The organism is Burkholderia sp. MSMB617WGS (assembly GCF_001532025.2).
GTDB lineage: Bacteria > Pseudomonadota > Gammaproteobacteria > Burkholderiales > Burkholderiaceae > Burkholderia > Burkholderia savannae.
In genome coordinates this window covers 3,003,905-3,029,165 of sequence record NZ_CP013457.1, presented here as the reverse complement: position 1 = coordinate 3,029,165, position 25,261 = coordinate 3,003,905, and the positions used below count along the sequence as shown (strand labels likewise).

Annotated in this window: 26 protein-coding genes and 3 pseudogenes; 18 read left to right on the top strand and 11 right to left on the bottom strand. The window is 64.5% G+C overall.

The genetic code is table 11. The annotated features are described in order from the left end of the window. The first annotated feature begins 15 nt into the window (after positions 1 to 15). Positions 16 to 1,434, top strand: a complete 1,419-nt coding sequence (gene otsA / locus WT60_RS14920) for an alpha,alpha-trehalose-phosphate synthase (UDP-forming) (RefSeq protein ID WP_038753583.1) — start codon at positions 16 to 18, stop codon at positions 1,432 to 1,434. Further along, positions 1,427 to 2,053 carry an AAA family ATPase gene (locus tag WT60_RS14915; RefSeq protein ID WP_059671656.1) on the top strand — a complete coding sequence of 209 codons (627 nt, stop codon included), beginning with the start codon at positions 1,427 to 1,429 and terminating at the stop codon, positions 2,051 to 2,053. The genes otsA and WT60_RS14915 overlap by 8 nt, the downstream gene beginning before the upstream one ends. A 154-nt stretch (positions 2,054 to 2,207) precedes the next feature. Here the strand turns inward: WT60_RS14915 and WT60_RS14910 are convergent, their stop codons facing one another. The 4 genes and pseudogenes from WT60_RS14910 to WT60_RS14890 all read right to left on the bottom strand — a co-directional run bounded on the left by WT60_RS14910 (position 2,208) and on the right by WT60_RS14890 (position 6,171). After that, a complete protein-coding gene (locus tag WT60_RS14910) occupies positions 2,208 to 2,822 on the bottom strand; it encodes a glycine zipper domain-containing protein (RefSeq protein WP_038753589.1) in 615 nt (204 codons plus the stop codon). A 500-nt stretch (positions 2,823 to 3,322) separates the two neighbouring features. Continuing rightward, a complete protein-coding gene (locus tag WT60_RS14905) occupies positions 3,323 to 4,696 on the bottom strand; it encodes an MFS transporter (protein WP_038753592.1) in 1,374 nt (457 codons plus the stop codon). A 122-nt stretch (positions 4,697 to 4,818) separates the two neighbouring features. Further along, positions 4,819 to 5,322: a YbhB/YbcL family Raf kinase inhibitor-like protein gene (locus WT60_RS14900; protein WP_038753594.1), complete on the bottom strand. Its 504-nt coding sequence runs from the start codon at positions 5,320 to 5,322 to the stop codon at positions 4,819 to 4,821. Positions 5,323 to 5,792: 470 nt separating this feature from the next. Next, a pseudogene (locus tag WT60_RS14890) lies at positions 5,793 to 6,171 on the bottom strand (DUF5594 family protein). Between the two features lie 155 nt (positions 6,172 to 6,326). Between WT60_RS14890 and WT60_RS14885 the strand changes: the two are divergent. Together WT60_RS14885 and WT60_RS14880 are read left to right on the top strand one after the other, a co-directional pair. Continuing rightward, the gene (locus WT60_RS14885) at positions 6,327 to 6,683 is read left to right on the top strand and encodes a hypothetical protein (protein WP_038753600.1); all 357 of its coding nucleotides are present in this window, start codon (positions 6,327 to 6,329) and stop codon (positions 6,681 to 6,683) included. Then, positions 6,649 to 6,993, top strand: coding sequence for a hypothetical protein (locus WT60_RS14880; protein ID WP_145986799.1), 345 nt, complete (start codon positions 6,649 to 6,651; stop codon positions 6,991 to 6,993). The genes WT60_RS14885 and WT60_RS14880 overlap by 35 nt, the downstream gene beginning before the upstream one ends. A gap of 195 nt (positions 6,994 to 7,188) precedes the next feature. On the opposite strand, the gene WT60_RS14875 is transcribed toward WT60_RS14880, so the two are convergent. Further along, a complete protein-coding gene (locus WT60_RS14875) occupies positions 7,189 to 7,542 on the bottom strand; it encodes a hypothetical protein (protein WP_059574721.1) in 354 nt (117 codons plus the stop codon). A gap of 171 nt (positions 7,543 to 7,713) precedes the next feature. Here WT60_RS14875 and eco point away from each other — a divergent pair, with 171 nt between their 5' ends. Then, positions 7,714 to 8,253, top strand: coding sequence for a serine protease inhibitor ecotin (eco, locus tag WT60_RS14870; RefSeq protein ID WP_038753609.1), 540 nt, complete (start codon positions 7,714 to 7,716; stop codon positions 8,251 to 8,253). Positions 8,254 to 8,350: 97 nt separating this feature from the next. Here the strand turns inward: eco and WT60_RS14865 are convergent, their stop codons facing one another. The 3 genes from WT60_RS14865 to WT60_RS14855 all read right to left on the bottom strand — a co-directional run bounded on the left by WT60_RS14865 (position 8,351) and on the right by WT60_RS14855 (position 10,670). Continuing rightward, on the bottom strand, positions 8,351 to 9,502 hold the full coding sequence (locus WT60_RS14865) for a serine hydrolase (RefSeq protein WP_038753612.1): 1,152 nt from the start codon (positions 9,500 to 9,502) through the stop codon (positions 8,351 to 8,353). A 179-nt stretch (positions 9,503 to 9,681) separates the two neighbouring features. After that, entirely contained in the window at positions 9,682 to 9,906 is a 225-nt protein-coding gene (locus WT60_RS14860; RefSeq protein ID WP_038753614.1) for a hypothetical protein, read from the bottom strand. Continuing rightward, the gene (locus WT60_RS14855; RefSeq protein WP_145986798.1) at positions 9,903 to 10,670 is read right to left on the bottom strand and encodes a hypothetical protein; all 768 of its coding nucleotides are present in this window, start codon (positions 10,668 to 10,670) and stop codon (positions 9,903 to 9,905) included. Before WT60_RS14855 ends, WT60_RS14860 begins: the two co-directional genes overlap by 4 nt. Before the next feature lie 27 nt (positions 10,671 to 10,697). On the opposite strand from WT60_RS14855, the gene WT60_RS14850 reads away from it, so the two are divergent. Beyond that, complete coding sequence (locus WT60_RS14850) at positions 10,698 to 11,180, top strand: inhibitor of vertebrate lysozyme family protein (RefSeq protein WP_038753620.1); 483 nt, start codon at positions 10,698 to 10,700, stop codon at positions 11,178 to 11,180. Positions 11,181 to 11,410: 230 nt separating this feature from the next. Here the strand turns inward: WT60_RS14850 and WT60_RS35695 are convergent. Continuing rightward, positions 11,411 to 11,923: pseudogene (locus WT60_RS35695) on the bottom strand (integrase arm-type DNA-binding domain-containing protein); the annotation flags it as partial. 681 nt (positions 11,924 to 12,604) lie between these two features. Here WT60_RS35695 and WT60_RS33715 point away from each other — a divergent pair. Both WT60_RS33715 and WT60_RS33710 read left to right on the top strand, forming a co-directional pair. Further along, positions 12,605 to 13,129, top strand: a complete 525-nt coding sequence (locus WT60_RS33715; protein ID WP_145986797.1) for a hypothetical protein — start codon at positions 12,605 to 12,607, stop codon at positions 13,127 to 13,129. Then, the gene (locus tag WT60_RS33710) at positions 13,126 to 14,688 is read left to right on the top strand and encodes an ATP-binding protein (protein WP_145986796.1); all 1,563 of its coding nucleotides are present in this window, start codon (positions 13,126 to 13,128) and stop codon (positions 14,686 to 14,688) included. The genes WT60_RS33715 and WT60_RS33710 overlap by 4 nt, the downstream gene beginning before the upstream one ends. A gap of 294 nt (positions 14,689 to 14,982) precedes the next feature. Here the strand turns inward: WT60_RS33710 and WT60_RS14840 are convergent, their stop codons facing one another. Next, positions 14,983 to 15,558, bottom strand: a complete 576-nt coding sequence (locus tag WT60_RS14840; RefSeq protein WP_060356682.1) for a recombinase family protein — start codon at positions 15,556 to 15,558, stop codon at positions 14,983 to 14,985. A 432-nt stretch (positions 15,559 to 15,990) separates the two neighbouring features. On the opposite strand from WT60_RS14840, the gene WT60_RS14835 reads away from it, so the two are divergent. From WT60_RS14835 to WT60_RS14825, 3 genes are read left to right on the top strand one after another with little or no spacing between them, the layout of a single operon-like run. Further along, positions 15,991 to 16,419, top strand: coding sequence for a transposase (locus tag WT60_RS14835; protein WP_231752061.1), 429 nt, complete (start codon positions 15,991 to 15,993; stop codon positions 16,417 to 16,419). A gap of 32 nt (positions 16,420 to 16,451) precedes the next feature. Continuing rightward, positions 16,452 to 16,760, top strand: coding sequence for an IS66 family insertion sequence element accessory protein TnpB (gene tnpB, locus WT60_RS14830; protein WP_348982041.1), 309 nt, complete (start codon positions 16,452 to 16,454; stop codon positions 16,758 to 16,760). Positions 16,761 to 16,790: 30 nt separating this feature from the next. After that, complete coding sequence (locus WT60_RS14825) at positions 16,791 to 18,344, top strand: IS66 family transposase (RefSeq protein WP_059584212.1); 1,554 nt, start codon at positions 16,791 to 16,793, stop codon at positions 18,342 to 18,344. Positions 18,345 to 18,379: 35 nt separating this feature from the next. Here the strand turns inward: WT60_RS14825 and WT60_RS14820 are convergent, their stop codons facing one another. Beyond that, positions 18,380 to 19,102, bottom strand: coding sequence for a DUF2971 domain-containing protein (locus tag WT60_RS14820; protein WP_186448541.1), 723 nt, complete (start codon positions 19,100 to 19,102; stop codon positions 18,380 to 18,382). Between the two features lie 601 nt (positions 19,103 to 19,703). On the opposite strand from WT60_RS14820, the gene WT60_RS14815 reads away from it, so the two are divergent. The 7 genes and pseudogenes from WT60_RS14815 (at position 19,704) to WT60_RS14780 (ending at position 24,961) form a co-directional block, all read left to right on the top strand. Next, positions 19,704 to 20,216, top strand: coding sequence for a hypothetical protein (locus WT60_RS14815; protein ID WP_038719164.1), 513 nt, complete (start codon positions 19,704 to 19,706; stop codon positions 20,214 to 20,216). A 137-nt stretch (positions 20,217 to 20,353) separates the two neighbouring features. After that, a complete protein-coding gene (locus WT60_RS34515; protein ID WP_162840133.1) occupies positions 20,354 to 20,617 on the top strand; it encodes an AlpA family phage regulatory protein in 264 nt (87 codons plus the stop codon). Continuing rightward, positions 20,617 to 20,802: pseudogene (locus tag WT60_RS14805) on the top strand (hypothetical protein); the annotation flags it as partial. The gene WT60_RS34515 and the pseudogene WT60_RS14805, both read left to right, overlap by 1 nt. Before the next feature lie 400 nt (positions 20,803 to 21,202). Beyond that, positions 21,203 to 21,379, top strand: coding sequence for a hypothetical protein (locus tag WT60_RS34510; protein WP_006024957.1), 177 nt, complete (start codon positions 21,203 to 21,205; stop codon positions 21,377 to 21,379). Beyond that, entirely contained in the window at positions 21,372 to 21,629 is a 258-nt protein-coding gene (locus WT60_RS14790; protein WP_004547464.1) for a hypothetical protein, read from the top strand. Before WT60_RS34510 ends, WT60_RS14790 begins: the two co-directional genes overlap by 8 nt. Continuing rightward, positions 21,626 to 21,967, top strand: a complete 342-nt coding sequence (locus WT60_RS14785; protein WP_060355466.1) for a hypothetical protein — start codon at positions 21,626 to 21,628, stop codon at positions 21,965 to 21,967. Before WT60_RS14790 ends, WT60_RS14785 begins: the two co-directional genes overlap by 4 nt. A gap of 141 nt (positions 21,968 to 22,108) precedes the next feature. Beyond that, positions 22,109 to 24,961, top strand: coding sequence for a DUF927 domain-containing protein (locus WT60_RS14780; RefSeq protein WP_060355465.1), 2,853 nt, complete (start codon positions 22,109 to 22,111; stop codon positions 24,959 to 24,961). Positions 24,962 to 25,261 lie beyond the last annotated feature (300 nt).

Below are 25,261 nucleotides of genomic sequence, written 5' to 3'. Positions count from 1 at the left end.
GGAGGGTAAGCCGTAATGAGCAGATTGATCGTGGTATCGAATCGCGTGGCGGCCGGCCAGGATGCGCGTCCGACCGCGGGCGGGCTGGCGGTCGGCGTGCTCGACGCGCTGAAGGAGACGGGCGGCGTCTGGTTCGGCTGGAACGGCGAGATCGCCGGCGCGCCCGAGGCGCCCGTGATCGAGCGGGACGGCAACGTGACCTACGCGACCGTCGGCCTCACCCGCCGCGACTACGACCAGTACTACCGCGGCTTCTCGAACGCCACGCTCTGGCCCGTGTTCCACTATCGCGGGGATCTCGCGCGCTTCGATCGCCAGGAATACGCGGGCTATCTGCGCGTGAACTGCGCGCTCGCGAAGCATCTGCGCGAGCTCGTGCAGCCCGACGACATCATCTGGGTGCACGACTACCACCTGCTGCCGTTCGCGCATTGCCTGCGCGAGCTCGGCGTGAAGAATCCGATCGGCTTCTTTCTGCACATTCCGTTCCCGTCGTCCGAGGTCCTGCGCACCGTCCCGCCGCACGAAGAGCTGATGAAGTTCATGTGCGCGTACGACGTCGTCGGCTTGCAGACGGAAAACGACAAGCAGGCGTTCGTCGACTACATCGAACGGCGCGGGCTCGGCACGTCGAGCGAGGACGGGATACTGCACGCGCACGGCCGCGTCGTGAAGGTCGCCGCGTATCCGATCGGCATCTATCCGGACGCGATCGGCAAGGCGGCCGTCGAATACGGCTCGCGCAAGGCGGTGAAGGCGCTGCGCGACACGATGGGCGAGCGCAAGCTCGTGATCAGCGTCGATCGTCTCGACTACTCGAAGGGCCTCGTCGAGCGCTTCCAGGCGTTCGAGCGGATGCTCGCGAACGCGCCCGGCTGGCAGGGGCGCGTGTCGCTCGTGCAGATCGCGCCGCCGACCCGCTCCGACGTGCAGACCTATCAGCGCATCCGGCAGACGCTCGAAGGCGAGGCGGGGCGCATCAACGGCCGCTTCGCGCAGCTCGACTGGACGCCGATCCAGTACCTGAACCGCAAGTACGAGCGCAATCTGCTGATGGCGCTGTTCCGGCTGTCGCAGGTCGGCTACGTGACGCCGCTGCGCGACGGGATGAATCTCGTCGCGAAGGAGTACGTCGCGTCGCAGGATTCGAACGATCCGGGCGTGCTCGTGCTGTCCGAATTCGCGGGCGCCGCGGCCGAGCTGCCGGGCGCGTTGCTCGTGAACCCGTTCGACCTGTCGCAGATGGCGGAGTCGCTCGAGCGCGCGCTCGCGATGCCGCTCGAGGAGCGGCAGGCGCGCCACGCGGAGAACATCGAGCGGCTGCGCGGCAACGATCTGTCGGTGTGGCGCGATTCGTTCCTCGCGGATCTGCGCAGCGTCGCGACGGCCGCGTCGGTCACGCAGCGCGCGGGGCGGCGCGTCGCGAATGCTTGACGCGGGCGCCGACGCGCGCGCGGGCGAACCGGGCACCGACGCTGATGCCGATGCCGATGCCGATGCCGATGCCGCGGTCGCGCGTTTTTTCGTGATCACGGGCGGGCCGGGCTCGGGCAAGAGCACGCTGATCGATGCGCTCGAAGCGCGCGGCTGCGCGCGCTCGCACGAAGCCGGGCGCGGCGTGATCCAGGATCAGACGGCGATCGGCGGACATGCGCTGCCGTGGCGCGATCGCGCCGCGTTCGCCGAATTGATGCTCGGTTGGGAAATGCGCTCGCATCATCTCGCGCGTCGCGCGCGCGGGCCGGTGTTCTTCGATCGCGGCGTGCCCGACGTGATCGGCTATCTGACGCTGTCCGCGCTGCCCGTTCCCGCGCATCTCGCCGCGGCCGCCGAGCGGTTTCGCTATTGCCGCGACGTGTTCATCGCGCCGCCGTGGCCGGAGATCTATGTGCAGGATGCCGAACGCAAGCAGGATTACGCGCAGGCGGTGCGCACTTACGACACGATGGTCGACACCTACGCGGCGTGCGGGTATCGGCTGATCGAACTGCCGCGCGCGAGCGTCGACGAGCGTTGCCGCTTCGTTCTCGATTTCGTCGCGGCGGCGGCGTGACCGCCGCCGCGATTCTTGCCTCTTCTTTCCGGCATCAACGGGCGAGCGCGCCGATCGACGCCGCATCGGCACGCTCGCCCGCCTCGCCCTCGCTTCGGTTTCCTTCCTGATTGCCGCCGTCGTTCGGGTATTTCACTGAATGCGGCCGCGCCGCTCACGCGTGGCGGTGCGTCGGTTGCTGCGCGCCGTTGAACGGCTCGGGCGTGCGGGTCGGATCGAAGTCCGCCCAGCGGCCCGACTGCCAGCGCCCGGTCGCGCGCTCGATGTCGCTGCCGCCCGCATCGGCGAGCACGCGCGCGGCGTCGGCTTGGGAGTCGGCCGTCACGTGTACGGCGACGAGCATTCCGGACGAGCGCATCTCGTGATGGATCGCCTCGTGCGCGAGCTCGCGCGCATGCGCGCGCGTGAAGTCCTCCTTGTGCATCATCCGGCCGAGCCATCCGCCGAGATACGCGCCCACGCCCGCCGCACAGATCGCGACGACGAGCGATGGCGTGAAGAGCGAGAACAGCGCGACGCCGAAGATCGCGCCTGCGACGGCGCCGATCGTCGTGCTGTGTCTCGCGTGCTGCAGCGCGCCGACGGGAGGCGGCGCGGCCGGGTGTTCCGCGTGGGACAGGTATTCGGATGACGGTCGCGCGTGCTGGCCGCGCGGATTGACGAAGAACAGACTGACATCCTCGGCGACGAAGCCGCTTTCGAGAAGCCGCTTGGCGGCGGTCTCGGCGGCGCGCTGCGTCGTGAAGCGTGCTGCGACGATCAATGACATGGCGCCCTCCTGACGGTTGCGTGAAGACCAACCGAAGCCCGTCGCCGGAACGGCGGACGCGCTCGATTCGCGGCGCGGGCATGTATTGGACAGGCGGCGAGGTAAGGAGTGCGGGCCGAGGCGGGGCGTGCGTGCGGAATCGGGCGACGACGGCCGGAGGGCGGGCGGAGATTTAGCGGGGTAGGAACGTGGAGCCGTCGCGCGGGTGTCGTTGGCGGCAGGGCGGTGGGCGCTTCGCGCGGCGGTCATGGGGCGGTCATGAGCCGGTCATGAGGGGCGGATCGTCCGAACGGCCGAGTCGACGAGGCCGCGCCGCGCTGCGAAAGTGGCGGGACGTTGAGGGCCGGATGCGCGGCGATGGATCGCGGGAGAGCGCGGGATGAACAGGCGATGCGGGCGGATGGCGCTTCGGCGCGGAGGCGGCGAAACCGGCCGGGAAACGGCGTGCGGCGGGCCGCGCATCCAACACGGGGCCGACGGCCGCGGCGAGCGGCTTTGCGTTACCCCGCGGCGGCGGCCGTGTCGCGTTTCGCCCTGATTCTCATCAGGCTGACGGCGGCGGCGACGGCGGCGAACGCGGTCGCTGCATAGAGCGCGATCGTCGGCCCATGCTGCGGCGCGACGCCGAAGATCAGCGCGACGAGCGCGGCGCCGAGCGTCTGCCCGGTGAGCCGCGCGGTGCCGAGCATCCCGCTTGCGCCGCCCGCGCGTTCGCGCGGCGCGGACGACAGGATCGCGCGGTTGTTCGGCGACTGGAAGAGCCCGAAGCCCGCGCCGCAGAGCGCCATCCGCCAGACGATGTCGACGGGCGCCGGATGCGCGCCGATCGTTGCGAGCGCGAGGAGGCCGGATGCGAAGAGCGCGAGGCCGATGCCGCCCAGCGCGCCCGCCGAATAGCGGTCGGACAGCACGCCCGCGAGCGGCGCGGCGACCACGATGACGAGCGGCCACGGCGTCATGTAGAGCCCGGTCTGCACCTGCGAAAAGCCGAGCGTGTTCTGCAGCCAGAACGGCAGCGCGACGAACGCGAGCATCTGCGACGTGAACGACGCGACCGACGTGCCGATCGACAGCGCGAAGATCGGGATGCGCAGCAGATCGACGGGCAAAAGCGGCGCGGGCTGCGACAACTGGCGCCTGACGAAGAAGTAGCCGATGACGACGGCCGCGAGTGCGGTGGCCGCGACGTTCGCGCGATTCTCGCCGTGACCGAGCCCGTCGACGGAGACGATCAGCAGCCCGAACACGCACGCGTTCATCGCCGCGCCGATGAAGTCGTACGGCGCGTCGCGGCCCGGATTCACGGGCAGCGCGCGCAGGCTGCCGTACACGGCGGCGATGCCGATCGGCACGTTGATCGCGAAGAGCCACGGCCAGGGCGCGACGGCGAGCACCGCGGACGCGACGGTCGGCCCGACCGCCGACGACAGCGCGACGACCATGGCATTGATCGCGACGCCGCGCCCGAGCTGCGACGACGGATAGATCATCCGCACGAGCGCGGTATTCACGCTCATGATGCCGGCGGCGCCGAAGCCCTGGATCACGCGCAGCGTCGCGAGCGCGGGCAGCGTGCTCGACAGCGCGCAGCCGAGCGATGCCGCGGTGAAGAGCGCGAGCCCCGCGATGTAGACGCGCCGGTAGCCGATCCGGTCGCCGAGCGACGCGAGCGGCAGCAGCGAAATCGTGACGGCGAGCTGGTACGCGTTGACGATCCAGATCGATGCGGCGTCGGAGGCGCGCAGATCGCGGGCGATCGTCGGCAGCGCGACGTTCGCGATCGCGCCGTCGAGCACGGCGAGCGTGATGCCTAGCGCGACGCAGACGATCGCCCAGTAGCGTTGCGGGAGCGGCAGTCCGGAGTCGGCGTTCATGGCGGAAGCGATGGCGAGGCGAGGGAGCGGCGATTCGTTGCGGATGCAACCGCCGGCATGCGCGAGCGGCGCGCGGCCGGTGGCGAAGGGCCGGGGGCGAGGCGCCCGGCCCGGACGGCGGCTCACTTCAGTTCGTAGAGACCGGTGTAAGTCGCCGAATCGACTTCGTTCAGATGGATCATGAAGCGGGCGACCGCGTTGGTCGTGTCCTTCGTGACGGGCAAGGTATCGACCTTCAGCGCGTGCAGCCGGAAGACGTAGCGGTGCGGCTTGTCGCCGCGCGGCGGCGCGGCGCCGCCGAAGCCTTCGTCGCCGTAGTCGTTGCGCACCTGGACGGCGCCTGCGGGCAGCGAAGCGCCGCCCGCGCCGCCCGCGCCTTGCGGCAGGTTCGTTGCGTCGACGGGGATGTTGACGACGGTCCAGTGCCAGAAGCCGCTGCCCGTCGGCGCGTCGGGATCGTAGACGGTGAGCGCGAGGCTCTTCGCATCGGCGGGCACGCCTTCCCAGTGAAGCGCGGGCGACCGGTTGCCGCCATCTACGCCGAAGCCTTCGTGGTGGTATTCCTGTGCCTTCGGCATGAAGCCGTTGGCCGGAAATTCGTCAGTCCAAAGCCGGAAATCAGCCATGGGGGCCTCCTTGTGAAGTTCGACAGAATGACGCTCGCGGCGCGGCAACGCATGCTCGCAAGCGTCGGCATGAGCCGATCGAGTGTATCACCGGCGCCCGAATCGTGAAGTCGGGCGGCGTGCGGGAGTGAAGGCGCGCGGCGACGCCTATCGTGCGTGGCGCGACGGTATGCGCAAGCGGTGCGGAAGCGCTTGCGGCACGAGTTGCTCGAAGCCGCGCGGGTAGGGACGCGGCTGCTCGGGATCGGGCAATCGGGCGATGGGGCGATGGGGTGGCGGAGCGCTCGAAAGCGCTGCGGCAGGGCATGATGCTCGTCGTCCGTCGCAGTAGGACGCCCGATCGATTGATCGGCCAATCGATGCATTCTGCCGGACGGGCTTGCTTCACGACGCACCGAACTCGCCCGCCGCCCGCCAACCGCCAACCGCCAACCGCCCGAAGCGGCTCGCCCGCTGCCCGCGTGCTGTCGTCACGCCTCGAAATCGAGCCCGCCGAGCAGCACGAGCACTTCGGCCTGCGTGCGCGAGCCGAAGTCGATGCCGCGCGCGTTTTCCCAGGCCGGCAGCTTGAGTTTCAACGCCGCGAGATAGCGCTCGAAGCGCGCGGCGCCGTGGCGCCATCAGGCGCTCGATCTCGTCGGTGTCCCACGTGAGCACGATGTCGAGCGGATGAGCGTAGCCGCGCACGTGCTCGGCGTGCGGCGAGACGATCCGCACCTGCGTCGGATGGCCGTGACCGCCGTAGCCGACGACCTCGGTGTTCGCCCGTCGGTCGAGCAAGTCGCCGATTGCGCGCGCGATGCGCGGTGCGAACTCGGTATCGAATCGGCGAGCGGTGTGGGGGTTCATCGAGGGCGTCTCCTTTGTGCCAAAAATCGTAGCACGGCCCAGGCGGCGCGCGCGGATGTGACACGCGTAATTGCGCGTTACCACTTGCTGCATCTATTACGGCCGGCGGCGCCCACAATGGGCCTCGTCATGCACCACGTTTGGCGGAGTCCATCATGAAGAAGATCGCGGCAGTTCTGGTGACGGCGGGTAGTCTCGCGCTCGCGGGGCCGGCCGGCGCGCACGATCGCGGCGGCGACATCGTCGGCGCGCTGATCGGCGGCGCGGTGCTGGGCGCGATCGTCACGTCCGCGCTGAATCCCGCGCCGGCCGTCGCGTACTCGGCGCCCGTCTATCAGGCCCCGGCCTATCAGCCGGCGCAGTATCAACCCGCGCCGGCTTACGGCGCGCCGCCCGCGGGCTATTGCTACGATCAGTATCGACGCGCTTACGTCGATTGCGGCGCGCAAGCATACGATGGCGGCGGTTACGGCGCGTATGGCTACGCGCAGCCGCGGCCTGCCGGTTGGTGATGTGAGCGTCCCGCTTGAGCGGCGCGCCGATGCGCGGGCCGCCGCGCACGATCGGGCGGGCTTCGGTTCGATGCGGCGCGCATCGGATCACGCCGAAACCGCCGAAACCGAAACCGCCGAAACGATGGGGCGGAGGAGCGTGTGGCCGTCGGATGATCGTAGGGCTCTGAAGACGACGGCAGTCGGCCGGCGGGTCGCCGAACAGAAGCGCGTCAAATGGACGTACGCCGCCAAATGCCGCGTCCGGGCGTTCCGCGAGACGCGCGCGATAGGTGACGCAGCGGCGGGTGACGCAGCGGCGCTGCGCTAGACGGGCGGCCGCGGCCGCTCGCCCATTGACGGGCCGCGCGACAGCGTCACCGACGCCCCGAGCATCCCTCACGCGAACCGAACGGCGGCGCCATGAGCGCACGTGAGCGCGCCCGTCGCGATCAACCGGACCATGGCCAGCCCGGTCGCGCTGCTTCCTTTCTCGATACAACTCGTTGCAAATCCACGGTTGGCGTCAGTGCCTTCCGCCACGGCCACCGCCGTGGCCGCCGCCGCCCGGCCAATCGTTGCCCCCGCGGACATTGCGCCCGCCAGCCGGGCCACGACCGCCTTGCCAGCCATTGCCGCGACCGCCGCGCCACTGGTCGCCGCCTCGCCAGCGGTCGTCGCCGCGCCAATGGTCGCGGTCCCGCCATCCGCCGCCGCCCCAGATGTTCACCGTTCCGTACACGGGCGCGTAGCCTGGCACGTACGCGTAGTCGCCCGGATAATACGGTTGCGCGTAGCCATAGCCGTAACCGTTGTCCGGCACGGCGACGCAACCGGCAAGGAGCGCAGCGGCCCCGAGCGAAGCGACGAGTTTCAGCATGACTTTCTCCCTTCTCCCTGTTTTCACTGCCGTTTGCATTGTGATTCGCTCGAACTCGCTTGGTGCGAAGCGAATTGTGTCTGCACATTACAATCACGTAAGCAGTCGCAGTGCGGAAGCCGGCTGTGCGCCGCGCTTCCGTTCAATTCAATCACTCATCAGGAGCACCGTATGAAATCAGCCTCTCGCTTGGCCGCCTGGGCGGCGTGCGCCGCATTCGTCGGCTTCTCCGGCGTCGCGGCGGCGGCGAGCGCCGCGACGCCCGCCGCGGGCGTCGATCCCGCGTCCGCGCCCACGCCGTCCGCGGAAGACATCAAGATGTTCCCGGCCGCCCAGGCGGGGCAGAAGCGCGAGGTGATCGTGCTGCCGGCCGAAAAGCTGGAGGACGACATTCGCGTCGAACTGGTGATCGGCAAGAAGATCAAGGTCGATTGCAACCAGCACTGGTTCGGCGGCGAACTCAAGCACGAGACGGTCAAGGGTTGGGGCTATCCGTATTACGTGCTCGCCGACGTGAAGGGGCCGGCCGGCACGTTGATGGCGTGCCCGGGCCAGGAAGCGCAGGAGGCGTTCGTGCCCGTGCGCGGCGGCGGCTACCTGTTGCGCTACAACAGCCGTCTGCCGATCGTCGTGTACGTGCCGAACGAGTTCGAGGTTCGATACCGGTTGTGGTACGGCTCGAACGAAGTGGCGCGCGCGGTCGAGAAGTAAGCCGCGCCGTGTCCGTCGATCCGGAGCCGCGGCGGCGGCCGCACGCGATGCGTGCGGCGCGCGGACCGCGGCGCCCCGGCGCGCGCAAGCGAAGGCATCACGGCATCGAGCACGTGAGCCAGTTGCGGATTTTCCGCGCGTCCGCAAGATGGTCGCTCGGCCCCGGCGCGCCGAGCAGCACGATGTCGACCGGGCGTCCGCGCACCGCGTAGCGGAGCACGACGCAATGGCCGGCTTCGTTGATGAAGCCCGTCTTCTGCAGCACGATGCTCGAATCGCCGGCGCGCACGAGCGCATCCGAATTCACGTACTGGAGCTGGCCGCGGCCGGGGAAGACCGTCTTCGACGTATCGGTCGAGAACGTCTTGATGCGCGGATAGCGGTTCGCCGCGGCGACGAGCCGCGACAAATCGCGCGCCGTCGACACGTTGCGCGGCGACAGCCCGGTCGCGTTGACGAAGTGCGTACGCTTCATGCCGAGCGTGCGCGCCTTGCGGTTCATCGCGGCGACGAACGCGGGCCGTCCGCCTGGATAGTCGCGCGACAGCGCCGCCGCCGCGCGGTTTTCCGACGACATCAGCGCGATGTGCAGCATGTCGCGGCGCGACAGCACCGAGCCGACTTTCAGCCGCGATCCCGTGAATTTCTCGTAGTCGCGGTCCTGCGCGCTCACGCGCAGCGGCCGCGACATCGGCGCGCGCGTGTCGAGCGCGACCATCGACGTCATCAGTTTCGTGATCGACGCAATCGGCACGACACGGTTCGCGTTCTTCTCGATCAGCACCGCGCCCGTCCGTTCGTCGACGACGTAGGCTGCGCGCGAACGTAACAGGCTGCGTGACGCGGCCGTGTAGCCGCAGCTCGCGAGCAGCTTCGGCTTCTCGGCCGCGACGACGGCGCGGTGCGGCGCGCGCTGGCGCTTGCGCGTCGGCTGATGCGCAAGCGCGGTCGAACGCGCGCGATGCCCGGTCTTGCGGTGGAGCGCCATGCGCTTTTGCTTCGCATGCGGATGACGATGCCGCGCGCGGGCGGCGCGCTTGACGTGCTTCACCGGCTTCGCATGAGCGCTGCGCGCGACGCGACAGGCGCTGCCGTGCGCGGCCGACGTGCGAGCGCAGGCCTTTCCCGCCGCATGGGCGGGCGACGCGAGCGCGACGCACAGAACAGACGTGAACCAGACGACGCAGACGGCGGACATCAGACGGACGAGAAAGTGACGGGTGCGCGGACGATGCGGCGTGGAGGGCATGGCGATCGGGAGCGGAGTGGGAGTCGGGCGAACGTGTCGCGCGATAGGACAGCGGAGCGGCCGGGAAATTCGCGGCGTCGGCGATTTCGATGGCTGCGGCGGAGTTTGACGGAAGGCGCCGCGCGAGCGGCGGCGAAGGATGGAGAGCGCGAGGCGACGCCTGCGCGTGCGGGCGCGCGTCACTCCCAGATGCCGCGCACGGCGACCGCGACGATCACCGGCACCGAGAAGACGAGCGGAATTGCGAAATACGGCGCTTCGCGGTCGACGAGCCACGTGTAGATCACCCATGCCGCGCCGAGGCCGAACGTGACCAGGCCGATCAGCGCGGCGAAGATGTTCAGCACGAGGTTCGACGGGCGTCTGCGTTGCTGGGTGGCGGGATCGGGCGGAGTGGTTTTCATCGCGATTCGGAAGGCTTCGTGGCGGCCGCGCGCAGGCGGCTCGCGGCGGTCGGGCGGTGGCCGACGCGCCCGCATGGTGCGCAGGGCGACGCTCGGTCGCCCTCGTCGGCTTTGCGCGCGGCCTCCGGAGGAGCGTCGGATCGACGGCAATCATCGCAGCAAAGCGCGCGGCCTTGCAAGGCACGCATCGCGCGCGCCAGCCGGCAGCGCGGATGTCGATGGCGGTTCGAACGGAGCGCGACATGGATTCGGCCGCGATGAACGCGCGCTTCGATGTCGAGGCGCCAGCGGATTCGCCGACATTCGGGGGGCAGAGGATCTGATGCGCCGCAGGTCGACGCCGACATGAAGCGATGCGAGTCCATCGCGCCGACGATGCCGAATCGCGGCACGAACATCTGCTTGTTCAAGCTCGCCTCGATTGGCGCGTCGAGCGTTTCCTTCCGCTGTCCCACCCGGAATTCGGGCCGCCGGATGCGCGCCGGCAGCGCGGCAGCGCTTTCCGTTTGGCTCGCGCCGTTGCCGCTCGCTCGATGTCGTTCATTCGGGCAATCGCTTTGATTGCTCGAACGCCGAGCCCCGCGAATCGAGCGGCGACGGACATTGCACAAGAGCATGTGAACGGCAAGGCATTCAATCGAAGTCGAGGCGGGCGCCGGTCGCGACACGATGCGGGCATTTATTGCGCGTTTTCGCGCCGAAGCCGAACGGTTGCTCGCCTGCTCGCCGCGCGGCGGAACTTGCCGACCGGGCTTGCGTCTCATTCGAAACGAATTTTCCCGGGGGCATTCATGATCATTCGACATTATCGTTCGACCGCTCGCCGCGCGGCGCTCGCCGTCCTGGTTGCCGGCATCGCGGGTGCGGCGGCGGCCGCCGACGAGCCGGCGCAGACGCCGACTTTTTCCGAGGCCATCGCGCAGAGCGCGCATCGCGCCGAGTGGCAGCGGATGATCGCCAGCGAGAAGCGAGTGCCGGAATGGCTCGCAAGCGACAACCGGGTCAGCTCGCCGTACCGGCGCGAGCAGGTCGAGGGCGCGTCGTATCTGGTGGGCTGGATGTGCAAGCCGCACGATTGCGCGGCCAATCAGTTCTACGGCGTGATCGACGAGGATTCTCATCGGGTGTGGGGGATGCTGGTGACGCTGCCGGAGACGCCGGGCGCATACGACGCGCCGAGCAAGTACGCGAGCTTCCGCTGGTTCGGCATGCCGGACGAACGGATGAAGGCGTATCTGCAGGATCAATTGAAGCAGGACCCGAACTGGAAGTGATGCGGAACGCGCGGCCCCGGACGGATGAATGGTCGAACGGGGCCGCAGATGATCGCCGATCGGAGTGCGCGCGGTCTGGTTGCGGAGGGGGCGTGCTTTTCGCCTGAGCCGATCAATCCGTTTGGCGGCGATGCGTGACGGGCGAGGGGCGCCTTGCGGATCTGGCCGCGCGATGACCGAGCGTTATGGAGTGGTCTGTAGCCCCGACAGCGTCCGGTCATGATCCCTTACTGGAAGACCGCGCGAGAGCGCCGGAGGATTTGCTTCGCCGTCTCGCGTATCCCGCGTGCCTCGGCTTCGCGAACGATGCTCAGCATGTGCGGCGAATCGATCTCCGCGATCGGGCGAGCGCCGATCTTCCGAAACACGTCGACCTCAAGCGAATTCAGCACCTTCTCCGCGTAGCCGTCGCTCCAGCCCGGACGCTGGGAGCCGTACCACTCGCGCGCTACTGCCTCGAATGAGTTTGCCGCCGCGATTTCGGCGGCCCGTTTTGCGTCCTTCTTCGCTTCGCCCGGATCGATGCCGGCCGCGATCTGTTCGCGGGCCTCGTCGCACTTCTTCCGTGCCGTCGCGAGCGTGACGGCCGGATAGGCGCCTAGGGTGAGCGTTTTCTGTTTGCCGAGGAAGCGCTAGGACAAACGCCGGTACTTCGCGCCGTTCGGTTGGACGAGCAAGAACATTCCGTTGCCGTCCGTGAGTTTGTACGGGGCCGCGCTGGCCTTCGCGTTCCGTACCTGCACGGCGTGAGCGGCATTGTTGGTATCTCTGTTGTTGGTATCGGCTGATACCAGCAAAAAATACCAACACTTTCTCCGGCTGTCGCGGAGCAACCTTGGGTAACGATGGGAGCTAGAAGGCCGCCAGACGGGCCCGAGCGGGGGATTTCTTGTGAATCTTGGGGATGGCTGGGAGCATGACTGGTCCCCCGACAGAATTCATATCTCACGCCTGCATAGGCTCCTCGGGCGGCGATGTTCCGGATATACCAACAAAAATACCAACAAGCGCATCGGTGCAGGCTCGATCAGTCGCAAGGGGCGCTGTGCGTAACCTTGTCGTGCCGCTGGAAGCAAAAATATCTGGAGATTTGGAGATAAACACTCGTTTCGGCTTGTGGGCCTTGTCTGGCAAGGCTGCGGCTATCTCCAAGTCTATCTCCAAAACACACATTTTCTTGGAGACAACGTTGGAGACAGGCGGGCTCGTGTGGAGCGTTTGCTTACTCGTTTACAAGTTTCCCTGCGGTCTGGAACGCCACGCGCAAAGAGTGCCCCCGCGCCGCCACCTTCCCGGCCGTGGTCCATATTTCGGGACCCCGGTCTGTCATCCCCCTACGATCTGACCATGGTCGCCCATACTGAGATTCACCTACTGCCGATGTACAATCGGCCGACCCAATGGACAGCCGGTACCCACAAATCATGGTGAAAATTGCACTGCCGGTTCACGAGTTGGAGTTTTTGAAACTCTCTACCAATCACCTTGAGTTTGCGCGGAAGCTATCAACTCTCGGTTGGCCGACTCCTGACCTTGCGCTGTACGCCCAGCATGTCTGCACCGCTTGGTTTCAACTCGGCGAAGAGCACTTGGCGGAGGCCAAGAAAATTCTCGCGGTCGGATGCCCTAGGGCTTGCTTCTCGCGTGCATATTACGCCGCTTACAACGCATCAAAGGGCGTTCGATACATGGTTCAGGGCTTCGTGAGCCTCAAAGGTGACGACCATAGCAAGGCGTCATCGGATTTGCCCGGTGATTTTCCAGATGTTGGCTCCTGGGCAAGTCGAGTTGGGAAACTGTACGAGCATCGATTGCGGGCTGATTATGACAATTGGGGCACGACAGCGTCAGAGCACACCATGAAACCCGATGAGGCTATAGCAGAAGCCGAAGCATTTATCCACGCAGCACGACATTATCTGAACGCCAAATGCGGTATGACACTATGACCAACGAAATGAATGACGATCGTAGCGCCGAAGAGGCAATTGACGCATTTGAGCGTGAAATCGGGGTTACTGGCGTCCCCAATTGCCGGGTATTGGTGGGGAACCGAGAATTCTTGAAATTCGCTGTGGGGCGTGAGGCGCCGCTTTATACCTATGCGCTTTATGAAAGCCAAAAGAGACTGCCCGATAGCAATCCCTTTAAGGGTGCGATGGCGCTTGCTCCAGAAAAGGCGAGCAGCTTCCCTGCATCCACCGAAGCTAGCGCGTTACTGACTTTGCTAACTCGGTCGACACGAGAAGTATCACAAGGAGAGCCTATTGGTGGCTACTCTGTCCCGTATGTGCCGTTTCAAAAGCGAGAAGATCACCAATTGGCCCAGCCGGCATCACATATCGTCCGAGGTCGACGGGGTGTCGGAAAATCAACACTAATAAGAAGGGCTGCAGAACTTCTCTCGGAGACGCCATCTATTGTTGCTATTCTCGACATGCAGACCTACTCCACGTTAAGTGGCGAGGATTTGATTCGAGAAGTGCTTTACGATATGTGCACCTCGATGGCGTCTGCGGCACAAGAGGTCGGCTTTCGGACGCATGTAGCGATCGACGCACAACCGCTTATGTCGATCGCGGAAAATATCTCTTCGGGAGCGACATCGGTAGATCGAGCCCCCGTCGCTATAAAGCGCGTACTTTCGCATCTGACGAAGGCGGCGAAGGGTAATGCTTTCCTTTTCCTCGACGACTTTCATCTTATAGACCATGAATGCCAACCACGCTTGTTGCACACGCTAAATGCGTCGTTGAAGGGCGCAAATGGTTGGTTAAAGGTCGCAGGTCTCAGTTCCCTCCTGAATGTATATTCTCCAAGCGACAGGAAGGGGCTGCAAGTTCCTGGTGATGCCCAATATGTGTCGTTGGATTTGACGCTGGAGAATCCCGAGGCTGCTCAGGCACACCTGCGAGCAATCCTTGAAGGATTTCTAAATGCCGTCGGTTATGGTCTTGGCAGTTCAGTGATACCGGAAGCTGCGTTTCGTCGATTGGCATGGGCTAATGCTGGCGTACCCCGAGATTTTCTGCAAATGTTTGGGCGCTCGTTGGAACATGCGAGTCGTAATCGACATGTGACGGTTACTCTGTCCGATGTTAATATCGCGATCGGAGAGTTCGGTCAGCAAAAAATGGACGATTTGCAGAGGGATGCGCGCAACGAAGCGGGCGTGCTTCGAAACGCATTGTCGAGATTGGAATCGCTGTGTTTGGATGATAATAAGATCAATGCGTTTCTTGTTCGAAGCGATGATTCTAATGAGCGGGTTATCGTTCAAGTGCTTAGTGATCTACGCATGGTGCATTTGATACACCAATCGATCACGCCCGGTAAAGCTGGGGAGCGATTTGAGGCTTTTATTTTGGATTATTCCATTTTTACTGGTTTTCGACGTCGGCCCAACGTTAAAGAGATGATCCCTAAGGAGCTTCAGTTCAAGGCGTCTGAACTGCGCGCATTGCCGAAAGTGCCGGATGGTTTTTTCGCTGCCGATCTTGAAGGGTAGGGGCGTAGAAGTTTGCCGGATGAGCAAGCGGTCGCTTTGCAATCGGGGCCGCTCATGACCCAAGAAGTCGGATCGGATGGGCGTGAGAGGCGGGCGGAACTTCGAGCGCCACGGCCGACGTACCTTGGATGCGGCCGTGGCGCTATAGTTGCTCGTGGCGCGGTCGGTTTCCAATGCTTCTGTCGACCCGGGATGGCGGTCGCCGATCCCGGACCACGTTGCCGATCCGAGTGTCCTTATGGGTGGAAAAGCAGATCGTGAGACCTGCGAATAGTTACTTTGATCAATTAAGCCCTACACCATGTCGCGTACCCGCATGATCGTCTGACGGCTTGTGCCGTACTGCTTCGCGAGGCTGGCGACGCTTGCACCTTGGCTCAATTGTTGTCTTACCTCGCCCTGCTGTTTTTTGGACAGAGCGGCCGGACGCCCCATCGCTTTCCCTTCCGCCCTCGCCCGCGCGATACCGGCCTGCGTTCGCTCGATCAACAAGTCACGCTCAAATTCGGCAACGGCATTCAATACTTGCATTGTCATTCGACCGGCAGCGCTTGTCAGGTCAACACCGCCGAGCGCAAGGCAATGAATCCGAATGCCGCGTGCCGCCAAAGTCTCAACGGTTGCGCGCACGTCCATCGCGTTCCGACCGAGCCGGTCGAGCTTCGTCACAATCAAAACGTCGCCTTCTTCTAGCCGGTTGAGCAAATCCGCAAACCCAGGCCGCTGTTCCGCGCTAACGCTGCCTGAGATGCTTTCCGTTATGACGCGGCGCTTATCGACATTGAAGCCAGCCACCTCGATCTCACGGAGTTGATTAACTGCCGTCTGATCGGTCGTGCTGACGCGTGCGTATGCAAATGTTCTGGACATAGTGCGCTTTGGCATGTTCGAAATGGGTGTACGAATCATAACCCATGTACGAAAATATCAAAGTCTTACTTTTGAACACCCGGACACACTGATGTCCGAAAGGGAACGGTTTCGGACATGAACATTTAATTTGAGGCCGATGGCCGTCCGGTCGGTTGCAGGGAGGCCGGCGAGAAGGCGTTCCTATTCGAACGACGACGGCCCACGTCGGCCGTTTGCCGGCGTTTTGGCTTCACTGGCCATCGTGAAGTGTGGTGTAGCCAATTCCATAGCGATGCGGATGGCGGTTAGCTTGGCGGACGCTAACGCGTGGCTGATGCCGTTGAACCATCTCCACGATTCGGTCGGACTCAGCGCATCGACATCCAATTGTGACGCGCAGTAAGCGCCTCACGGCGACCGTCGTAGACGAGGGCGAGAAGCGACATCAAAGTGGTGCCCATCATTTTCGATTTGATGGACATCACCGTGACAGAGCCGGAAGCCAAGCCCGGGAGCCGCAAGGGGCGCCCAAACTATGATCGCGAGTTTCGACGCCGTCTTGCGGCCGCGGCATGCGAGCCGGGTGCTTCGGTCGCAAAGCTGGCGCGCGAGAATGGCATCAATGCAAACATGCTGTTCACGTGGCGGCGTCGCTATCGCGAGCAATTGCTGGCCCAAACGACGTCGCTGATTCCGGTGGCGGTGGTCGATGAAACGCCGGCGCAGCGCGTGACCATGCCCTCGGAAGCTCGGGCAGTGGGCAACCGCACTACTCGAGCCGGGACAATCGAGATTCGATTCGGTGAGGTGGTCGTCAAGGTGGACGGCATTGTGGACGCCGACACGCTACGTGTTGTACTGGGGAGCATGCAATCGTGATCTCTCTTCCCACGGGTACCCGAGTCTGGCTGGTGGCCGGCGTCACCGACATGCGCTGCGGATTCCAAGGGCTGGCGGCGAAGGTGCACACGGCGCTCGAGGACAATGCGCTCAGCGGCAACGTGTTCATCTTCCGGGGCCGGCGCGGCGATCTCGTGAAGCTCATGTGGGCAACCGAGGACGGGCTCTGGCTTCTTGCGAAACGGCTTGAGCGTGGTCGTTTCGTCTGGCCGCAGGCCGATGGCGGCAAGGTTCATCTGACGGCAGCGCAATTGTCCATGTTGCTCGAAGGCATCGATTGGCGGCAACCGCGTCGCACCGCTGCACTGTCGATGTTGTAAACCGAGCAGAAGGCTCGTAAACTGCGCCGCATGTCGAACGGCGCCGAACTTCCTGACGATGTTGAAACGCTGCGAGCATTGCTGCTCGAGGCTCGTGCTCAGCTTGCCGAGCGCGATCTGGAGATCGAGCAACTCAAGGCTCAGCTCGACAAGCTTAGGCGCATGCAATTCGGACGCAAGTCCGAGCAGTTGGACCGCGAGGTTGCACGGCTAGAAACAGCGCTCGAGGACCTGACGGGCGAGCGTGGCGTCGCCGATGTGCGGCGCGCCCGCCAATCAAGCGCAAGCACGCCTGTGAGCGACGCATCGCCGAAAGAAGCGCTGCCGCCGCATCTGCCACGCGAAGAACGTGTACTGGAGGCTGACGCAACGTGTCCGAAGTGCGGCAGCGCAATGCAGCCGCTCGGAGAAGACGTGTCCGAGCAGCTCGCCCGCGTCGCGGCGGTGTTCAAGGTGATTCGTACGATCCGGCGCAAGACGGTTTGCCCGTGCGGCCACCACTTCTCGCAGCCGGCGATGCCCGGCCTGCCGATTACGCGCAGCATCGCCCATCCGAGCCTGCTGGCCGACATCCTCGTCTCGAAGTACGCCGACCACGCCCCGTTGTACCGCCAGTCGCAGATAGCCGCGCGCGACGGCGTGAAGCTCGACCCGGCCAGCATGGGCCGCTGGGTCGGCCAGTGCGAGGCCCTTTGCGATGCGCTGACCGAGGCACTGCGCCGCTACACGGTGGCGCCGTCGAAGCTGCACGCGGATGACACGCCTATCCCGGTACTCGAGCCGGGCAAGAAGAAGACGAAGACGGGGCGCCTGTGGGTGTATGTGCGCGATGACACTCGTTCGGGCTCGACCGAACCGGCCGCAGTGTGGTTTGCTTACTCGCCGGACCGCAAAGGCATTCATCCCCAGACCCACCTGGACGGATTCAAGGGTATCTTGCAAGCCGACGCCTACAGCGGCTTCAACGAACTGTACGAGAGCGGCAAGATTCGCGAGGCGGCATGCTGGGACCACGCGAGACGGTACATATACGACGTGCATGCCCGAACGCCTGCCGAGGCGACCCGGGAGGTGCTCGAGCTGATCGGTGCACTTTACGCGATCGAGGCCGACATCCGCGGCAAACCCGCCGCGCAGCGGCTGCGCGTGCGCCAGGAGAAAAGCATCCCGCTGCTCGCGGCCATCAAGACGTGGATGACGGACAAACTCGCGACGCTGTCGAAGAAATCCGAATTGGCCAAAGCGATCCATTACTCGCTTAATCAGTGGGATGCCCTCGTGCTGTACTGCGAAGAGGGCCGTGCCGAGATCAGCAACGCCCTGGCCGAAAACGCGTTGCGCTGTGTGAGTCTGGGTCGAAAGAACTTCTTGTTCGCCGGCTCCGACAGTGGGGGGAAACGGGCCGCGGCGATGTACAGCCTGATCGGCACGTGCAAGCTGAACGGGATCAACCCGCGCGCTTACCTCGAATACGTGCTGACCCATATCGCTGATCACCCCATTAACCGCATCGACGAATTACTACCCTGGAACGTGGCAAAAAAGCTGCCAGGGAAGTCTTGCCCACCTGCCTCCACGGGCTGATTGCCAGCGGGCCAACATGAGCGCTCGATAACCAATCATGCCTCACGTGCGCGCCGGATTGCGGACGGCCTTCGCGAGGCGCTTACGACGCGCACTAGTGCCGTTTCCGCGATCCGGACCAACCCGTTAATCGCAGTTGGCATGCCTTGGACAGGGGCGCGCTGGTCTTTCGCGACGATGCGAAACTCGTGTTCGTAGTTCCACACGTCCGACTTGGTGAGGAGCGCTTTGACCATTGCATCGTTTCCGTACTCAGGCAGAGTGCTCGTCGGCAGGGTCCGGCGGTATGAGATCTTGAAAGCGCCTATGAAAGGTTCCATACGCACATCGAACTGGAGGCACACGCCGGTATGGTCCTCTGCATAATGTGACCACATCAGCAGGTTGTCATCATTCGGTGTCAGACAGTAGACACGATATTCGGAGGCAATTTGCTCGGCCAATGCACGCGAGCACTGCGTCACCATCGCTTTCAGCAGCCCCGGTCTCGTTCGCATTTCCTCTTCATCGCCGCGTTGCCGAGGGTTCGCGTGCGCCAAGAACCACGCGATGTGTTCCTCTCGTACGGAAGTCGTGTCGAGCGCATCAAGATCAAACCAAGGCTTGCAGTCCCATGGGTCGTTAAATCGCGATGGGGACGGCAGATAGATCACCCGGTCGCGCAGGGTTTGCTCCAAGTATCCCGGCCAGTCACCCGAAAAGCGCTGGTAGTGGTGTAAATACCGGACACCGTTCTGTGCTGCTGTCGTAACTGGCATGTTCAAGCTCGACAAGTGACGTATGGCTAGTTTAACCATGCGCCGGACACTCCGGGGATGACCAGTGGGTAAGTGAAAATACCTGCTCGCCAAGCTAGGAAAGTTCCAGTGATGTCAGTCTCCGACATTACGTGACTGCGCGGGTACCAGAAGTGTTTCAGTGATTCGCTACCTCCGATTGGGGCGCTGTCGCGCTTACGGACGTATGGCAGGTTTCTAGTCTGGGCCAGTTGTTTTCTCGTCAACCCTTGCACGGTGGCCTGCGGTCGAAGATGGCCGACCTCGAACTCGAAACACGGAACAATTGGCGTAGTAAGTCGTGAGAAAATTGGGTCCGTCGAGCCTAGGGCGGCCACCCGAAAACCGGACACCTTCACCGGCTGGCTCGGCGTTCTTCGTGAAGGCCGCACAGAAGGGTGCGCTATTGCTACGTACAAAGACACCTAGTCCATTTCTCACGCACAAACCACGCGCCGGTTTTCGTTCACGGCGTTCAAGGCAATGCGTCAGAAGAAGCATTCTCTCTTCCGCCGCCGCAGACGCAAAACACCGAGCGTCCCAGCCTTTTGCTGCGGAGGATGGTGAAAGTCCATTCGGGCAGATGCAAGACATCATTCCACGTGACGTGCCGGTTGGTGAGGCGATGGCCTTGCTGGCCGGCCTGCTGGTCAAGTGCGTTGACGAGGATGATCTGCGCACCGCGCAAGAGCTGATGAAGCACGAACTGTTCAACAGTCGCACATTGGAAGGTGTCGTGCTCTACGCGCGACGTAAAACTGAATCCGCGCTGCTGGAACGAATCAACGCGCTGCATGAGCAGATTGCCGAGCGTGCGGAAGAACACGAAATGTCACGTGCACATTTGGCGCTGCTCGAAGCCGAACAGCGAGAACGGCAGGAGCAAGCAAAGCTGGAAAGGCAAAAGGCCATCAAACCGGCTCAGGCGGCGCGGCTCTCGAAAGCGAAGAATACGAAGATCATCGAAGAGTTCAGTCGTCGTCGGCGTAACGGTGAAGACTTTCAGGGACGCAACGTTTGTTCGGACATTGCGGCACGCTTCGGCGTCACGGCGGATCACGTACGAAAGTTGAAAAGGGCGTGGCTCGCCGGGTGAACCGGTAAAACGCGATTGAGGTAACGACAGTCTCGTTTTACGTGACCGAAACGCGATTGTCGATACGTCGATCGCGTTTCGTGCTTCAGGCTTCCGGCCTGTGTCGATGGTGGCACAGCTATGCTTAGGGAGCACGAATGTCCGCAAAAAACACAGTCGCAACACCTGCCCCGGTTGGACTGCCGCTTGATGGTTTTTCGCGTTGGGGCGATCTCCGCCCTTTCATTCCCTTGTCCCGCGAAACCGTCCGCCAGCGTGAGTTGGAAGGGCGCTTTCCGCGTGCGAGTCGTCTGACGCAGCGCTGCACGGTCTGGTCGAATCGCGAGCTTCATCGCTGGATGGCCGATCCGTTGAACTATCGCGCTGTCGACGCGGCGAACCAGACGGCGGAGGGCGCGTAATGACGGTCAACTTGACGAAGGCGCGCGAGCGCATGTCGACGCAGCCGTCCATTTATACGCGCCGCGCGTGGCTCGACGCTTGCGTGGCGTTCGAAGATGCGCACGTGACGTGCAGCAATCCCGATCCGCTTCGCATGGTCGCGTTCTTGGAGCGCGTGTCGACCACCCTCTGGGCGTCGGATACGCTGATCGAAAACGGGCTGAGCGCATGACGATCGCGCGCATCCAAAGTCACTTTGCCATGACGCGGTGCGGCCGGCTGCGGCCGGGCCGCTTCGTCGTTGCATCGGAGCCGCCGCTCGACGCATTTGCGCCGCGTGCCTGCGCGCGGTATCCTATGGTCGTCGCTGAGACAGCAGCGACCCGGATTGGCGTCCGGAATCTGAAAACGGCGGACGACCGCCATTTGGCGGTATTTTTTCGTCCGCGCGTCAACGCACGCCTTCAACGGTCGGGCCTTGGCGGGGGTGCCCTCGGGCACGCCGGTTTCCGTTTTCGCCGGTACGCCAACCCTGTCATGTGCCCGGCCACCCCAATTGGCGTTGGGAGCCGGGTTCGTTACCACGAAAACGGAGGTCGCACCCAATGCGCAAGTGCACACACGCCCATACCAGGCGAAACGTTCCCCTTATCCATTCGATCATTCGCGCCGCGCTGCGCGAAGCAGCCACTGCCGACACGTACCAAACCGCGCTCGATGCGACCGGCGCGGCACTCGTCGCCATCGCGGCGCTCGTGCGCGCGGAGGTGCGGCATGGCTGACGCGTTGTCGATCCACATGAACGACGGCCGCCGCATCGAATTCGCCGGCACGCTCGCGTTGTCCCACTTCGTCGCGAGCCGTGCCATGCACCTCGAATCGCTGCTGCTGGCGTTCGCCGACGACGGCTTCACGACGTTTCAAGACATGAGCGCGGGCGCGCGCGTCAACCTGCTTTGGCTGGTGCAGGGCATGGCGAGCGAACTGCGCGAACTGGCCTTTGCGATGACCGATGTCGGAGGTGCGCAATGAGCCAGTACGTCCGAACCGCCGTGATTGACGGATTCGACAACGCGCCGCCGCTCGACACGGGCGCATCGATCGAACTGCAATTCGCCGTTGACCTCGGCGCGGTCTGCGCCGATGCATGGCTTGAGCTGAAAGGCGAAGTGCGTCTGCACGACTACGCCGCCTTTCAGGTCGACGCCTTCGTGCGCGGGCTGAATGCCAGCATGCACGACGACGGCGAAGTCGATACGCATCGCGTCACGGTCAGCGGCCACGCGTTCGTGGCGGGCCTGATGGGGCGCGTGCAACAGCACCTGTTCGCGGCGCTCGGCGTCACGCGCCATCCGCGCACGACGCACTGAGGCGACCATGATGCTCGGCCGCTAAGCGGCCGTCGGCATCATTCAATTCTTCGCGCGCCGGGCAAACGGCTTGCCGATACGGACTACTAATCGGAAAGTCGGCCCGCGCGCGTCCAATGGGAATCTATGAGTAACGCACCCATGTCCGAATTCGAGCGGGCAAGTGTCGCGCTCGGCTATGTTCCGGCCGACGATCGCGACACGTGGCGTCAGGCCGGCATGGCGCTCAAGGCCGAGTTTGGCGAAGAGGGTTTCCCCCTCTGGAACGAATGGGGCCAAGGCGCGCAGAGCTACAACGCGAAAGACGCCCGCGATGTGTGGAAGTCGTTCAAGGGCGGCAAGATCACCATCAACACACTGTTCCACCTTGCCAAGCAAGGCGGTTTCGATCCTCGCGCGCATCGCGCCAAGCCGGTCGATCCAGAACAGCGCGAACGGCAGCACGCTGAGCGCGCCGCCCGCGAGGCGGCCGAGCTGGCTGCGTTGACCGAGAAGCAGCAAGCCGCGTCGGCGCTCGCCCAATCGATCTGGTCGGCGGCTGAGCCTGCGCCGGCCGATCATCCTTACCTCGTTCGCAAACGCATCCCGGCCGACGCGCTGCGCGTCTATCGCGGCAACCTGAGCATCGGCACGGCCGCGTGCGACGGCGCACTCGTCATTCCGGCACGGGACGCGGACGGCAAGCTGCGGACGCTCGAATTCATCCTGATCGACGGGCAGAAACGCTACCTGCCGAACGGCCGCAAGGTGGGCTGTTTCTCGCTGATCGGCGGCGCGGTGTCGTCGGTCCTGCTGGTCGGCGAGGGCTACGCGACCTGCGCGACGCTCGCAGCGGCAACGGGCTACCCGACCACCGTCGCGTTCGACGCCGGCAACTTGCACGCTGTCGCGACGGCGCTGCGTGCTCGCTATCCCGACGCGCGCATCGTCGTGTGCGCCGACGATGACCACGCGACGAACGGCAATCCGGGCGTCACGAAGGCACGCGCGGCGGCCGACGCGGTAGGCGGCGTGGTGGCCGTTCCCGACTTCGGCCCGAACCGTCCGGCGGCCGGTACGGACTTCAACGACTTGGCCGCCCACCTCGGCCCGGATGCGGTAGCCGCTGCCGTGCGCGCGGCGTTCGCTCCGGCCGGCTCGTCGGACGCCGACAAGGGCAAGGCTAGGTCGCCAGTCGCGAAGCCCGCCAAGCGCCCGAAAACGGCCCGCGCGCAGGATGGCACGTGGCGGTTCGAGGTCGACGACGAAGGCGTCTGGTATCACGGCTTCAACAATCAGGGCGATCCGCTGCCGCCGCACTGGATCAGCACGCGCATCGACGTAATCGCCGAGACGCGTAACGAGATGAGCAGCGAATGGGGCTACCTGCTGGAATTCACCGACCGCGACGGTATCCTCAAGCGATGGGCGGTGCCGGCCGGCCTGTTCGCGGGCGATGGGACCGAGCTGCGGCGCATGCTGCTCGACATGGGCGTCAAGCTCGGCGTCACGCAGACCGCACGCACGCAGATCGCAAACTACATCCAGATGGCGCGGCCGGACGAGCGCGTGCGCTGCGTGCCGCGCGTCGGCTGGCATCACGGCGCGTTCGTGCTGCCCGATCGCGTGATCGGCACGGGCAAGGAGGCGCTGATCTATCAGGCCGATACGCCGATCCAGAGCCAGTTCAAGGAACGCGGCACGCTCGACGACTGGCGGCGCGACGTCGCGGCCTACTGCGTCGGCAACAGCCGACTGCTGTTCTGTGTCGCGACCGCCTTCGCTGGTCCGCTACTGCACTTCTCCGGGCTCCAGTCGGGCGGCTTTCACCTGCTCGGCACAACCTCCAAGGGCAAGTCGACGGGCGGCGTTATCGCCGCGTCCGTGTTCGGCTCGCCGGACTACGTGCGGAGCTGGAACGCAACCGACAACGCGCTCGAAGCGGTCGCCACGCAGCACAGCGATGCACTGCTGATTCTCGATGAAATCGGGCAGGTCGAGCCGCGCTTGGTCGGCGATGTGATTTACATGCTCGCGAACGAGTCGGGCAAGGCGCGCGCGTCGCGCAACGGTTCGGCCAAGCCGGTGCTGACGTGGCGGCTGCTGTTCCTATCGAACGGCGAAAAGAGCGTGTCCGCGTTGATGGCCGAGGCGAACAAGCCGATGAAAGGCGGTATCGAGGTGCGCTTGCCGGCCATCCCGGCCGAGGTAGGCGACATGGGCGTGGTGGAAGCGCTGCACGGCTTCCCGACGCCGGCCGCGTTGATCGAGCATCTCGAGCGGCACGCAGGCAAACACTACGGCACGGCCGGGCCGGCGTTCATCGAGTTCGCATCCGCGCAGGCCGATGAGTTGGCCGAACATCTGCGCACGCGCGTCGACGAGCTGGTGACGGAGTGGGTGCCGGACGGCGCGCATTCGCAGGTCGCGCGCGTCGCGAAACGGTTCTGTCTCGTCGCGGTGGCGGGCGAGCAGGCGACCGCGCACGGCCTAACCGGCTGGCCGGAGGGCGCGTCGGTCGAGGCGGCGCGTCGTTGCTTCGAGGGCTGGATGGAGCTGCGTGGCGGCGCGGGCAATTCGGACGAGGCGGAAGCGGTGCGTCAAGTACTGCATTTCCTTGTCACGCACGGCGACAATCGATTCGTGTGGATGAACCGCGCGCAGGACGACCACCGGCCGAACGTGCCGCATCGGGCGGGCTTCAAGCAGCACGTGAAGCGCAACGAGCGCCGCACGGCGATCGTGTCCGATCGCGAGTATTACGCCGAGTTCGGCGGCAGGATGAGTGCCGACGACGCCGAGCATGTCGAGACGGAATATCTGATCGAGGCGGCCGTGTTCCGCAAGGACGTGTGCGCCGGCTTCGATCACAAGATGGTCGCCAAGGTGTTGATGAGGCGCGGCGTGCTGATGCCGCGCAGCGACGGCTATCCGTATCGACAGGAGTACATCCCCGGCCACGGGAAATTCATGGTGTATCGCGTTCGCCCGTCCATCTTCACGCTCGAACTGTGAACCGCGCCGCCGCCGTGCGGGAGGGCGGCGGCGGGCATTCCTTTGCGCGCGATTTCGTGCCTGCATCAAAGCCGCTTTGAAGATCACGCACCAGACGGAACCGGTCGGCGCGTGCTCGGCGAATCTTGCTGGATTCGTAACGATCCGGGTCCGTTTATCTCCAGTATCTCCAGCGTTCTCCAACCCTGTTTGGAGATAGCCAAAGCCTTATGTCACAAGGCTTTGCGGCCGATTCGAGCGTTTATCTCCAAATCTCCAACGTGTTTTGCACTGAGCGGCTTTGTGTCGGACCCGCGAGAC